Annotated in this window: 9 protein-coding genes; 5 read left to right on the top strand and 4 right to left on the bottom strand. The window is 48.2% G+C overall.

Translation table 11 applies throughout. The annotated features are described in order from the left end of the window. Window positions 1-37: 37 nt before the first annotated feature. From H7F15_RS04515 to H7F15_RS04505, 3 genes are all read left to right on the top strand, one after another. Entirely contained in the window at window positions 38-2,077 is a 2,040-nt protein-coding gene (locus H7F15_RS04515; RefSeq protein ID WP_185195760.1) for a putative porin, read from the top strand. Between the two features lie 41 nt (window positions 2,078-2,118). Next, a complete protein-coding gene (locus H7F15_RS04510; RefSeq protein ID WP_185195759.1) occupies window positions 2,119-2,730 on the top strand; it encodes a tRNA-(ms[2]io[6]A)-hydroxylase in 612 nt (203 codons plus the stop codon). 161 nt (window positions 2,731-2,891) lie between these two features. Continuing rightward, window positions 2,892-3,677: a 2OG-Fe(II) oxygenase gene (locus H7F15_RS04505; protein WP_185195758.1), complete on the top strand. Its 786-nt coding sequence runs from the start codon at window positions 2,892-2,894 to the stop codon at window positions 3,675-3,677. 18 nt (window positions 3,678-3,695) lie between these two features. Here H7F15_RS04505 and H7F15_RS04500 read toward each other — a convergent pair whose 3' ends face one another. Beyond that, window positions 3,696-4,961: an asparagine synthetase B gene (locus H7F15_RS04500; protein WP_185195757.1), complete on the bottom strand. Its 1,266-nt coding sequence runs from the start codon at window positions 4,959-4,961 to the stop codon at window positions 3,696-3,698. A 127-nt stretch (window positions 4,962-5,088) separates the two neighbouring features. On the opposite strand from H7F15_RS04500, the gene H7F15_RS04495 reads away from it, so the two are divergent. Continuing rightward, entirely contained in the window at window positions 5,089-6,333 is a 1,245-nt protein-coding gene (locus H7F15_RS04495; RefSeq protein ID WP_185195756.1) for an ABC transporter permease, read from the top strand. Window positions 6,334-6,643: 310 nt separating this feature from the next. Here H7F15_RS04495 and H7F15_RS04490 read toward each other — a convergent pair whose 3' ends face one another. The 3 genes from H7F15_RS04490 to H7F15_RS19620 all read right to left on the bottom strand — a co-directional run bounded on the left by H7F15_RS04490 (window position 6,644) and on the right by H7F15_RS19620 (window position 10,610). Next, window positions 6,644-7,279 carry an OmpH family outer membrane protein gene (locus tag H7F15_RS04490; protein WP_221626987.1) on the bottom strand — a complete coding sequence of 212 codons (636 nt, stop codon included), beginning with the start codon at window positions 7,277-7,279 and terminating at the stop codon, window positions 6,644-6,646. A 47-nt stretch (window positions 7,280-7,326) separates the two neighbouring features. Beyond that, window positions 7,327-8,646 carry a tRNA (N(6)-L-threonylcarbamoyladenosine(37)-C(2))-methylthiotransferase MtaB gene (mtaB, locus tag H7F15_RS04485; protein ID WP_185195755.1) on the bottom strand — a complete coding sequence of 440 codons (1,320 nt, stop codon included), beginning with the start codon at window positions 8,644-8,646 and terminating at the stop codon, window positions 7,327-7,329. A gap of 119 nt (window positions 8,647-8,765) precedes the next feature. After that, a complete protein-coding gene (locus H7F15_RS19620) occupies window positions 8,766-10,610 on the bottom strand; it encodes an alkaline phosphatase family protein (protein WP_185195754.1) in 1,845 nt (614 codons plus the stop codon). A 270-nt stretch (window positions 10,611-10,880) separates the two neighbouring features. Here H7F15_RS19620 and H7F15_RS04475 point away from each other — a divergent pair, with 270 nt between their 5' ends. Then, window positions 10,881-13,073: a glutamine synthetase III gene (locus H7F15_RS04475; RefSeq protein WP_185195753.1), complete on the top strand. Its 2,193-nt coding sequence runs from the start codon at window positions 10,881-10,883 to the stop codon at window positions 13,071-13,073. Window positions 13,074-13,200 lie beyond the last annotated feature (127 nt).

Raw genomic sequence — 13,200 nt, 5'->3', positions numbered from 1 at the left:
CTGCTGTATGTTGGATAAAAACACTAATTTTGCTCCTGTGAGACTCAAAAGCCTATCCATACTTCTGTTTGTGCTTTCGTTACTGTTCGTTACCGACGCCATCGGGCAGGTAAGACAGCGGCAACCTACGCGTTCAGGCTCCCGGCCCGGACAGCAGCGCCCACAGAATAACAATACCCAGCAACAGCAACAGGGCCAGCAACCCAATAATGCCACCCTGCAGGATTCTGTAAAGCTTGGCCGTCCCGGTGCCATACTGGATGATACGACCCGCAACCTGTACGGCCCTAAAACAACCCTGCAACTATACGAGAACGATGTACTGGAAGGCCGCTACCGTGAGCAGCGCATTGACACCACCCTCCAGAACATGCACAACCAGCGCTACTGGCTTCAGGACACTACATTTTACCAGCAACTGGGCAATGTAGGTACGGCATCTAAGCCCATCCTGTACCAGTTACCTACCCGTATTGGCGTGCGCTTCGGTAAAAATGCCTTCGACAGGTATGCCTACGACCCGGCAACTATAAATTACTTTGATACCCGCTCGCCTTACTCGCATTTATATTATGTGCAGGGTGCCCGCGGTGAGACCGTTTTTGAAGGGATCTATGCCCGGAACATTACCAAACAAATGAACTTCGGGGTAGCCTACCGGATCATTTCGGCCAACAAGCAGATCGGTTCCACAAGTTTGCTTGGCGATGGCTTGATCGATAACCAGGCGGTGAAGGTGTTTACACACTTTCAGTCAAAGAACCAGAAATATGCCCTGTTTGCCAACTATACGCACCTCAACCACGAGCAGATCGAAAGCGGCGGCATTAACCCCACCGAGAATTTCGGACAGGACAGCCTGTTCCTGTACGAGAATGCAGTGGTTTACCTGACACAGGCCAGCACCCAGGAAATGCGCCACAACTACCACCTGCTGCACATGTTTAAGGTGGTAGGTGATAACCTGAAAGCGTACCACCGCATGGACTGGCGCAGCCAGAATACCAATTACCAGGATAACGCAATTCCGTTTAACAAGAACAACGAGCTTGTCTTTTACCCACGCACTATTTACAGCAACCGGTTTACAGACGACGAGACCCAATACCGTGAGTTTGAGAATGAGTTTGGCCTGACGGGCAGATCCAGCATTTCGTATTTTAAAGCGTATGCAAAACTGCGTAACAGCAAAGTAAACTATAGCGCTGTAGAGCCACTTAACCCCGACACAACTGCCATCCGTGGCCTGGTAACGGGCGTAGAAGCTGAGAACCAGGTACTGTTAGGCGGCGAATTTCAACTGCATTACCAGGACAAGTATCTTTTGTACGGTGAAGGCGAGTACCAACTGGCCGACAACTATAGATTGTATGCCTCGGCCCGGTTAAAAGGACTTGAGTTTTCGCAGGCCCGCGTACGCCAGTCGCCTACGCTCATGCAGCAGCGCATTATCAGCAACCATTTTAACTGGAACACCGACCTGGATGCAACCATAACCGACAGGAGTCAGGCCAGCTTACGCCATCAGTTCGGCAACCGGCTGCACCTGCGCCTGATGGGTGCCTATACACACATCAGCCGGTACGTAACCTATGGTTTTGATGCAGAGCCTACGCAGTTCAGTGGCAATCAGCAATTGCTGGAAGCAGAACTGGCGCATCATCTGCGGTTCGGCAGTTTCCACTTCGAGAATTTTGTGCATTACACCAACACCGATGAAGCACCTGCTATCCGTATTCCGGAGTGGCTGGTAAATTCCAAACTATACTACCAGGGTTTCCTGTTCAAAAAGGCACTTTTCACGCAGGTAGGTGTCGAAATGACGATGCCATCGGCTTACAAGCCGGATGCCTACATGCCGGTTACGCAGCAGTTTTACCTGCAAAACGACCTGACAACTATAGATTACCCGGTGTTTGATGTGTTTATCAATGCGGATATAAAAACACTGAACGTATTCCTAAAAGTAGCCCATGTTAATTTCAATATCTGGGAGCCGGGTTATTTCGAAACACCTGGTTATCCGGGACTTCGCCGCAGCTTTACCTTCGGTCTGAAGTGGATGTTCTTTGATTAAACTATAAGTGTTATTTTTTTAATTGTTGTTTTCTGATTTCTATGTCTACCACGCAACAGCCTACTAAAACTATACTTCGCCTGCACCTGCCAACCGATCCGCGTTGGGTAAACATTGCCGAGAAAAATATAGAAGATATACTGGTAGACCATGCCTATTGCGAGCAGAAAGCGGCCACATCAGCCATCTCGCTTATCGTAAAGTACCCGGACAAAACACGGCTGGTAGAGGAAATGACGGACCTGGTGGCCGAGGAGTGGAGCCACTTTGAACGGGTGCTGGAACAGTTGAAAAAGCGTGGCTACGGCCTGGGCAGAAACCGGCCGGACGAATACGTGGTAGAGCTGTCCAAACACATCCGGAAAGGAAACAAACGCGAGCGCCAACTCATGGACCACCTGCTGGTGAACGCCCTGATCGAAGCCCGTAGCTGCGAGCGTTTTAAATTGCTCTGGAAAAACATACAGGACGAGGAACTACAGAAATTTTATTACGAGCTGATGGTATCGGAGGCAGGGCATTACGTGAGCTTTGTGAAACTGGCCAAAGAGTACATGCCCGCCGCAGAAGTAGATGCCCGCCTAAACGAATTACTCGAAATAGAGGCCAACATCATTCGCAGTCTGGAGCCCCGCCCGGACAGAATGCATTAAGAGAAGGAAATAAAGTTAAGACCTGTAGCATTTCTGTTCCAAACTATAGTTCAGGTATAGCAAGCCAACTATAGCAACGCTTAAGTTAATTTAAGTACAGGCGGGCTAATCAAACTATAGCACACTATAAACTATAGGCAACTTCATTTCAGCAATCTACTATGCATTACATCAACCTGGATTTTCTGAAACAACAGCTCAGTGCACTGACAGAGAAGTACAGGGCGCAGCAGCCTTTCCGGTTTGTGGTAATAGATGGATTTCTGAAGCCTGATGCAGCTGCGACTTTACTGGAAGCTTATCCTGCAACTACCGACGGTGTCTGGGACAACACTACCTATATTGATCAGCAAAATAAATTTCAGAAAACCAGGTTTGAGAAAGGAGATGTTTTTGACCAGGTGTTTGGTGAACTGAACTCTGAAACATTTCTGGATTGGCTGCAACAACTGACGGGCATAGAAGAGCCACTGATAGCCGATGAATCATTATTTGGCGGCGGGCTGCACCAATCCACAAACGGGGCTTTCCTGAATGTGCATGTAGACTATAATGTACACCCGGCTACAAAGTATTACCGCAGACTGAACGTGCTGGTTTACCTGAACAAAAACTGGGAGGAGAACTATGGCGGCTACCTCGAACTATGGGCTCTGACAGAAGGACACAACCGTTTAATGACCAGCATTGCCCCGTCCTTTAACCGTTGTGTGATCTTCGAAACAAACGAAATATCGTATCACGGGCATCCTAAAAAACTGAACGTACCGGATGGTGTTACCCGCAAATCGCTGGCGACTTACTACTATACCCTGACAAGGCCGGTGGCTGAGCAGGCGCCGGAGCATAACACCATTTTTGTAAACACAGAGGGCATTTCCGGCCAGGTTAAACGTTTCCGGTCTGGCCTGAAAGCAGCCCTTGAGCGAATCAACAAGCGGAAGTAAATCAGCGATAACACCACATCACGTTTTCTGCTTTTTCTTTTTAGCCGCCGGAAACAGGATGTTGTTCAGGATCAGCCGGTACCCTGGTGAGTTTGGGTGCAGGGCCAGGTCGGTCGGGTCTTCGCCTACCAGGTGCTGATAGTCTTCGGGGTCGTGGCCACCGTAAAAAGTCCAGGTGCCTTTGGCGTAAGTGCCGTGCATGTACCTGATTTCACCCAGTTCTTTGTTTTCGCCCATCACAACCACTTCCGGTTTTACAAGTCCTTTTCTGAAGGCCGTGGTCTGTCCCATAAAGCCTTTTATAGTTTTAGCGTGGTTCTGCGTCAGCATGGTCGGGATGGGGTCCCATTTGGCAGAGAAGGTGAACAACTGAAAGTAATCGTTGGCTTCGGTTACCGGGCGTTCCTGTGGCTGCATGTCTATGTTGGAGTATTCGTACTCCAACGGGTTGCGTACCAGCGTAAAATCACGGAAGGCAAAGGTGTTGCTATAGTTCAGTTTCTGCTGCGCATTCGGGTCGGCGCCGTCGCCGTCGTACATACTTTCAATAAAATCTATGCCTTCGGCTGCCAGGGCAATGTCGTAAGTGTCGGTAGCAGAACACATGGCAAACAGGAAACCACCGCCGGCACAAAAATCCTTTATCTTGTTCACGACTGCCATTTTTAACTGCGATACTTTTTTAAAGCCATGGCGGGCTGCTGCTTCATCGGCTTCGCGTTGCTGCTCCTGGTACCAGGGGTAGTGGCGGTAGCTGGCATAAAACTTACCGTACTGGCCGGTAAAGTCTTCGTGGTGCAGGTGCAGCCAATCGTATTTAGGCAGGTCACCATTCATTATTTCGTCGTCGTACACCACTTCGTATGGTATTTCGGCATAGGTCAGGACCAGGGTAACGGCATCATCCCAGGGCATTTTCGATTTCGGGGAGTAAACAGCTACTTTAGGTACTTTCTCCAGCTTCATGATATCCATGTTTGCTTCCGGATCGGCGATCTGGTTCAGGATGCTATTGTATTGTGCATCCGAGATAACCTGGTAGGAGATACCCCGCACAATAAGTTCGTTCTCAAGTTGCGGAGCATGGGTAAAGGCAAAGCTTCCACCCCGGTAATTCAGCAGCCAGTCGACAGAAACATTTTTGGAAAGCACCCAGTAAGCCGCCCCATACGATTTCAGGTGGTCTTTCTGTGTCTCGTCCATCGGGATGACCACCGTACTGGCAAACGCCGCACTGCAAACTATAAATGCACCAACTATAGTCAGGATAGTCCTTAAAATCATCGGGTTTACCGTTAAAATCTTATCAAAAGTATAAATTACAAATCTTTTTGAAGAAAAGAAGCTAACTTAGAAGCCAGCCTGTTATTAGCTATAACGAGAAAAACCACAAAAGCGCACAACCTGAACTATGAACCTGATCGAAAATATTCGCGAAGGCCTGCGGGCCATACAGGGCAACCTGCTTCGTACGGTACTTACCGGCCTTATTATCGCGTTTGGTATCATGTCGCTGGTTGGAATCCTGACGGCGGTAGACGGTATAAAATATTCGCTGGACCAGACCTTCTCAAGCCTTGGCGCCAACTCTTTTGACATAGAACGGAAAGGCCAGAACAACCGCGGTAACCGGGGCGGTCGTGCCCAGAAAGTTTACCCGGAAATTACCTACGATCAGGCGCAGCAATATAAAGAACTGATGAGCGAGCAGGCTACGGTCAGTTTATCGGCGTACGTGTCGGGGGCTACGGTAGTTAAAAGCGAGACCGATAAAACAAACCCAAACATCAATATTGTTGCCGGCGATGAGTTCTACATCCAGAGCCACAACCTGAACCTGGCGCAGGGCCGCGACTTCTCTAATTTTGAGCAGGAATACGGGGTAAATGTGGCCATTATCGGCAGCGAGATCAGGAAAAACCTTTTCCCGAAGTCTGACCCGCTCGGGGAGTACGTTTCTTTTCTGGGGCGCAGGTTTAAGATCGTTGGCATGCTGGAAGAAAAAGGCAGCTCGATGGGAGGCAATGCCGGCGACAGAACCATAATTATTCCGCTGGAAACAGGCCGCCAGATACCGAGAGCCGGAAATTCGGCCCTGACCTATGATATAAAAACCATGATTCCGAGAGCCGAAGAGCTGACCTATACGATGGGTGAAGCAACCGGTGTTATGCGTGCCGTACGCCAGGATGCCCTGGGCCAGGAAGAATCCTTTGAAATAGAGCGTAGCGACTCCTTACTAGAGAGCCTGAATGAAATATCGGGATATTTAAAGATAGGTGGCTTTGTGATCGGTTTTATTACGCTGTTGGGCGCATCGGTGGGCCTGATGAACATTATGATGGTATCGGTGAACGAGCGTACCCGAGAGATTGGTGTGAGAAAAGCGCTGGGTGCAACTGCTTTTCAGATACGTCAGCAGTTTTTGATCGAGTCGATTGTGATCTGTGCGCTTGGCGGACTGGCCGGTGTTTTCCTGGGCATCCTGATGGGAAACGGCATTGCAGCGCTCATTGGCGGTGGCGGTTTTATAGTTCCCTGGCTTTGGGTAATTGTCGGCTTATCGATCTGTGTTATAGTTGGCGTTATCTCCGGCTCTTACCCAGCTTATCGCGCATCAAAATTAGACCCAATAGAAGCTCTTCGCTACGAGTAACTATAGTTTGTGAGTTTCGAAAAGGCCTTCTCGGTTTGGGTATCATCTTAAGTCCATAGTTTGAGATTTGGTCTGCTTGTTCTAACTTATAGTTTCATCTTCATCTTTCTTATAACCAACTGCTTTTTTATAGTAGGAGCGTCAAACTAAGCTGAATTATAGTTTCACAGCAAAGTCATCACGTACTGCATTTGTACATTTCTTTAACTCCTAAACACACAAACTCTTAAACTCAATAACTTCTATAGTTTGCGAAAACAAAAAAGGCAGGTTTGTGGCCTGCCTTTTAACTATAGTTTAACCGGGAAGATTATTTCTTCTTCGCTTCAGTTTTAGTCTCTGTTTTGCTTTCAGCAGCTACTTCTTTGTCGTAGGCTTCATTCAGGCCCTTCAACACGTCCTGCGTAATATCCAATGATTCATCGCTGTACAGGATGGCGCTGTTGCCGCGTGAGTAAGAAAGCACCATTTTATAGCCTTTCTCTTTGCTATAGTCTTTCAGGAAAGCTTCCACTTTGTCGTAGATCTTTTTCTGCTCTTCCTGCTCTTCTGTCATCAAGCGGTTGCTTTCAGACTGGTTCAGGTTGGCAAGTTCCTGCTGCTTGCGGGCCAGGCGCTGCTCTGTTACGGCGCGCTGCTCTTCGCTCATGTTGGCTGCACGCTGCTGGTATTGGCCAACCTCATTCTGGAATGCGCTGGCTTTAGATTTCAAGTCGCCTTCAGCTTTCTTTGCTTTTGTCTCGAGGCGTGTTTTTACATCCTTAAACAGGTTATAGTTGGCCAGCAGGGTGTCGGCATTTACATAAACCACTTCTCCAATTTTATCCGTCGTTTCGGTGGTAGTGGTAGTTGCAGCAGCGCCATTGTTTTTGGCCGCTTCCTGCTTGCAGGCAGCCAGGGAGAGAGAGGCTACCGTTACGCCAAGGGCAAGCTTTGTTAATTTCACAGGTTGGTCAATTAAAGTTAAAAAGGTTGTTAGTGGGGTAAATATAGTTAATGTTTTAGAACTTCAACATAGGTTTCTTCGGCTTCCATAAGTCCGGCGGCGTTTATACCTGTCAGGCGTACATGCTTCAGCTCATTAACTAGTACCGGGTCGTATTTGGCTGCCACACGCACATAGTTCTCTGTCCAGCCCTCCATTACACCATCTTTTACATCATCCTCGAACAGCACGGTAAACTCGCGGCCAATGTTCTGCTCATAAAAATAACGCTTCTTTTTTTCTGAAAGGATGCGCAGCATATCGGCACGGCGGTTACGCTCTTTAATGCTTACCTTACCCGGCATTTCAGGAGCCAGTGTATTTTCGCGCTCAGAATAAGGGAATACGTGCAGGTAGCTTACATCCAGGCCGTTTATGAAGTTATAGGTCTCTAAAAAGTCTTCTTCCGTTTCGCCAGGGAAGCCAACAATCACATCCACACCAATACAGCAATGCGGCATCAGCTCCTTTATTTTAGCAACTCGCTCAGCATATAGTTCGCGCTTGTAGCGGCGGCGCATCAGTTTCAGAATTTTATTGGAGCCCGACTGTAGCGGAATATGAAAATGTGGCATAAAACGCTTGCTGCCAGCCACAAACTCCATGATCTCGTCTTTTAGTAAGTTTGGTTCGATGGAGGATATTCGGAAACGCTCGATGCCCTCTACATTATCCAGTTCTTTTACCAGGTCAAAAAAGGTCTCTACACGCTTGCCATCCTGCAATCCAAAATCGCCGGTGTTCACGCCTGTCAGCACAATTTCCTTCACCCCGGATTCGGCTATCTCGTTGGCAGCGCGCACCACATTTGCAATGGTATCGGAACGGCTGTTGCCACGGGCAAGTGGAATAGTACAGAATGAGCAGGAATAATCGCAGCCATCCTGCACTTTCAGGAAGGTACGGGTACGATCTCCGAACGAGTAGGAGTTATGAAACGTATTGGCTTCCGAAATGGGGCTGGCATATACTTCGGCCTTGTCCTTTTTGGTAAAGCCTTCCAGTATATCTACTAACTGAAACTTCTCGGCGGCCCCCAGAACAGCATCAACCCCAGGTATTTCCGCAATTTCTTTCGGCTTCAGCTGCGCATAGCAACCCAGAATAGTAATGAAAGCATTTGGTGAGTACTTCTGCGCTTCCTTCACTATTTTCCTGCATTTTTTGTCCGCATTATCGGTTACAGAGCAGGTATTTATCACATAAATATCGGGCGTATCGGTAAACTCCACTTTCTCAAAACCACGCTCCTGGAAAATACGGCCAATAGTACTGGTCTCGGAATAGTTGAGTTTACAACCCAATGTATAAAAAGCTACCTTTTTCATAATAGGTTGCAAAGGTACAAAAATTAAGGCTAAATGGTTTAATGGCTACATTGTTAAATTATTGATTGTTTAATACTGAAAAACAACAATTTAGCCATTAAACAATGTAGCCATTAATTCTATTTTTCCAGAAAATCAGTGAACGAGTACTGCAGATACGCTTTTCCTGCTTCCAGCTGCTCGTCTGTAACAGCTTTGTCTCTTGTGATCACTTTTTTCGATGTATTGTCAAAGGTCACTTCGCCATTAGGTGTCAGGTAGCCGAAGCCATCCTGAAAAGCATAAAAGGCAAATGGCTGAGTTGTTGGTGTCAGCAGGTTGCGGCTCCAGTTGTATTCCTGGTGCGGCATATTCAGTTGTGCCAGTAGCGTAGCAGCTATATCCGTCTGCGAGCCAAGCGCCTCTATCCTTAGTCCGTGCTGCGAAACAGCGCCACCGGTCAGTACAAACGGAATATGAAATTTACTTGGAACGTGGTTCGGGTCTTCGGCAGGTAGCGGGTGGCCGTGGTCAGCAACTATAACTACCAGCGTGTTTTGCCACCAGGGCTGCTTTTTGGCTGCATCTATAAAACGGCCAAGGGCCCAGTCGGTATAGTATACACTGTTGCGGAACTTGTTTGGCACATCATCTCCGGTGAATTTCGGCTTGATCGGAATTTCAAACGGCTCGTGGCTGCTCAGGGTATACACCGTACTAAAGAATGGCTGCTTTTCAGCGTTCAGGTCCTGCAGCACGCGGTCGAAAAGTACGTGGTCGTGGGCACCCCATTTGCTGTTATAGCTCTCTTCCGGAAAAGCATATTTATCAATCAGTTTATCGTAACCGCCATTTACGAAGTAAGATTTCAGGTTGGCAAATTCCAGCTCACCGCCATAATAAAAGCTGGTGCTATAGTTCTGTTGTTCAAACGTGCGGCTCAGTTGCGGCAACTTCTCCGATTTTTTAGGTACTTTCACAATAGAGGTGGCCGGCTGCACCGGGTAACCGCTCAGGATAGAGACCATGCCTTTCTGGCTGCGGTCGCCGCTGGCATAAAAGTTTGTGAACGTAATGCCTTCTTTTGCCAATCTGTCCAGGTTTGATGTAATGCCTTTTTCGCCTCCTAAATGCTCTACCAGTTTTGCCGTGTAGCTCTCCAGTATAATGAACACCACATTTGGCTTACCCGGCTTCACAACCTGTTGCTGCATAGAATCCGGCGCTGCGGCTGCGTATAGTTGCTTCACTTTCAGTTCGGCGGAATCAGCGGGTAAATAGAGGTAAGGGTTTTCGCTGGTCTCGCCATACTTAAGCATCGAATGCATCATGTTCCAGGGCAGATTCAGGCTGGCATGGTTGGTAAACGGTCTGTCCGAAAAATAGGCGATGCTCTGGTTTATCGGGATCTGCTGTACACCGCCGCGCATCGGCAGAATCAGTAGGGCAACCATAAACAAAGCGACAAATGCTGTAAGCCAGGTAACACGCGTTTGTTTGAATGTCTTCAGATCAAAATACAGCCGGTATACAACTATAAATACTCCTGTTAAAGCCAGCGCCACAAAAGCCAGCAGCAGGATAGGAGCCGAGCCGGCCGAAGCCGCCATTTCGGCTGGTGTGTTCAGGTATTGTAGGGGAGTAGCATCCATCCGGAATCCCCAGTGCGTGTATAGTTCCAGGTCGGCGGCCAGTATAACCGAAAGGATGCCCAGCAGTACAAACGTATACCAGCGAATGATGGCCGCAGCCGGCAGTTTCTTCCATAACAAACCCACAAATGCTACTATAAACGGAATGGCGCTCAGGTAAGAGGCAAAAGACAGGTCGAGTTTGGAACCATGCCAGAAGGTGCCTGCAATGTCGCTGCTGCTGAGCTGGGCGGTATTGTCGAGGTGGTAGAGCAGAAAAGCTGCCCGGGAAACTATAAAAAACAGTACCCAGAACAGGAAATAGAAGGGTTGAAAGTATAAAGGCTTTTTCACGGAGCAAAGATAATCACTTACCAGCCTGATAAAACATCTCAAAGCAGAAGTTAATTCCAGACACCGGTAAAACAAACACCCCTTTAAAAACAAGGGGTATTCCATAAAACTATAGTTGTGTTCTCTTGCTACCCCTTAAAATTACAGGGGTGTTTGTGGATGAAACATATTTTTTCCAAAAATGCCTGTAAAAAATAAGACCCCTATAGTTGTGATTTTGATTTTCTATATAAATTTGCGTCATCATTTAAAACATCTCAACCCACACCCATGGCTATCCTTCGTTTTAAAGCGCTCGAACTTGTGAGTCAGCGTAAACCCGGTGAAGTAAATTTACCGTCGCACATTATTTCAGACTACTTTGGTGAGAATGTTTTTGGCCTGCAGGCAATGCGCGCCACGTTGTCGTCGGAGTTTTATAAAAGACTGCTCCGCACCATAGATGCCGGCGAACAGGTAGACCGCAACCTGGCTGATGCTGTTGCTGCTGCCATGAAGACCTGGGCCATGAGCAAGGGAGCTACCCACTATACTCACTGGTTCCAGCCCCTGACCGGCTCTACCGCCGAAAAGCACGACTCCTTTTTTGACCTGACCTCTGATGGAGAAGCCATTGAAAGCTTTAAAGGCAGTGCGTTGGTGCAGCAGGAACCGGATGCTTCGTCGTTCCCAAGCGGCGGTATCCGTAATACCTTCGAAGCCCGTGGCTATAGTGCCTGGGATCCGTCTTCTCCGGCTTTCCTGATCGAAAATGCCGGCACCAAAACGCTTTGTATCCCAACTATATTTGTGTCATACACCGGCGAAGCCCTGGACTATAAAACGCCGTTGCTGAAGTCGCTGAACCTGCTGGCGGATGCCGCGCTGCCTGTTTGCCAGTATTTTGATAAGGATGTTGCCAAAGTGAACACCACACTTGGTATAGAACAGGAGTATTTTCTGGTAGACCGCGCCCTGTACGAAGCCCGCCCGGACTTAGTACTGACTGGCCGCACCTTGTTTGGTCATGCCCCCGCCAAAGGCCAGCAGCTGGAAGATCATTATTTTGGTTCTATCCCAAGCCGTGTGCATGCGTTTATGGTTGATTTCGAAAAGTCGGCCTGGAAGCTGGGTATACCGCTGCGCACCCGTCACAACGAAGTAGCGCCAAACCAGTTTGAGTGTGCCCCTACCTACGAAGATGCCAACCTGGCCGTAGACCACAACCAACTGCTGATGGACATTATGGGCCGCGTGGCAGAGCGTCATAATTTTAAAGTATTGCTGCACGAAAAACCTTACAAAGGCGTAAACGGCAGCGGCAAACACAACAACTGGGCCCTGAGCACCAATACTGGTGTAAACCTGCTGAGCCCGGGCAAGAAACCAAAAGAAAACCTGCAGTTCCTTACCTTTTTCATTAACACGGTAATGGCTGTTTACAAGCACGCCGATCTGCTGCGCGCCAGCATTGCCTCTGCCAGCAACGACCACCGCCTGGGTGCCAACGAAGCACCACCGGCTATTATGTCGGTTTTTGTGGGCCAGCAACTGTCTGCAGTGTTAGATGAACTGGAGCGCACCTCTAAAGTGCCGATCGAAAAAGGAGACAACATGTACCTGAAACTGCGCATCGACCGCATTCCGGAAGTACTCCGCGATAACACTGACCGCAACCGTACATCTCCGTTCGCCTTTACCGGTAATAAATTTGAGTTCCGCGCTGTTGGTTCATCTGCTAACAGTTCTTCAGCAGTTACCGTCCTGAATACAATTGTTGCCGACCAACTGATAGAGTTCCGCAAAGTGGTGGATGAGCTGATCGAGCAGAAAGGTATGAAAAAGGAGCTGGCGATTATTCAGGTACTACGCGAGTACGTGGTAGCCTCTAAAGCGATCCGTTTCGAAGGAAATGGTTACTCCAAAGAATGGGAAGAGGAAGCCGAACGCCGTGGTCTGTCTAACATTAAATCGACACCGCTGGCTCTGGATGTTTACCACCGCGATGAAGTAAAAGAGCTGTTCTCGAAACACGGCATTTTCACTGAAAAAGAAGTGGAAGCCCGCCACGAGATCCTGCTGGAAGACTACATCAAAAAGATACAGATCGAGTCGCGTGTGATGGGTGACCTGGCCATGAACCACGTTATCCCGACGGCTGTAGCTTATCAGAATAAGCTTATCCAGAACATCCGTGGCCTGAAAGACCTTGGCCTGGAAGACGAGTACATGGAAACTACCCTGGAAAGCATCAAGCGTATTTCCCGCCATATTTCGACAATACAGCGCAATGTGGTAGATATGATCAAAGCGCGTAAGGTAGCAAATCAGCTGGATGATGTGCGTGAGAAAGCCATCATGTACCGCGAGCAGATCTTCAGTTATTTTGATGCTATCCGCACCAGCGTTGATAAACTGGAACTCATGGTGGATGACGAAGACTGGCCGTTAGTGAAATATCGTGAACTGATGTTCCGTAACTAAAAATATTGAGTTTTATCTTGGAAAGGGGCGTTCGTAAGAACGTCCTTTTTTTATTTTATAGTTGGCTGTTGTCGTTCAGAGTATTCTTGAGATGCGAGTTGAAAGGAGCCAGCATAGTAGCGAGGGA

The sequence above is a fragment of the Pontibacter sp. Tf4 genome, from assembly GCF_014212495.1.
In the GTDB taxonomy this organism is placed as follows: domain Bacteria; phylum Bacteroidota; class Bacteroidia; order Cytophagales; family Hymenobacteraceae; genus Pontibacter.
The sequence above is the reverse complement of the archived record's forward strand: the minus strand, read 5'-3'. Positions and strand labels throughout refer to the sequence as shown.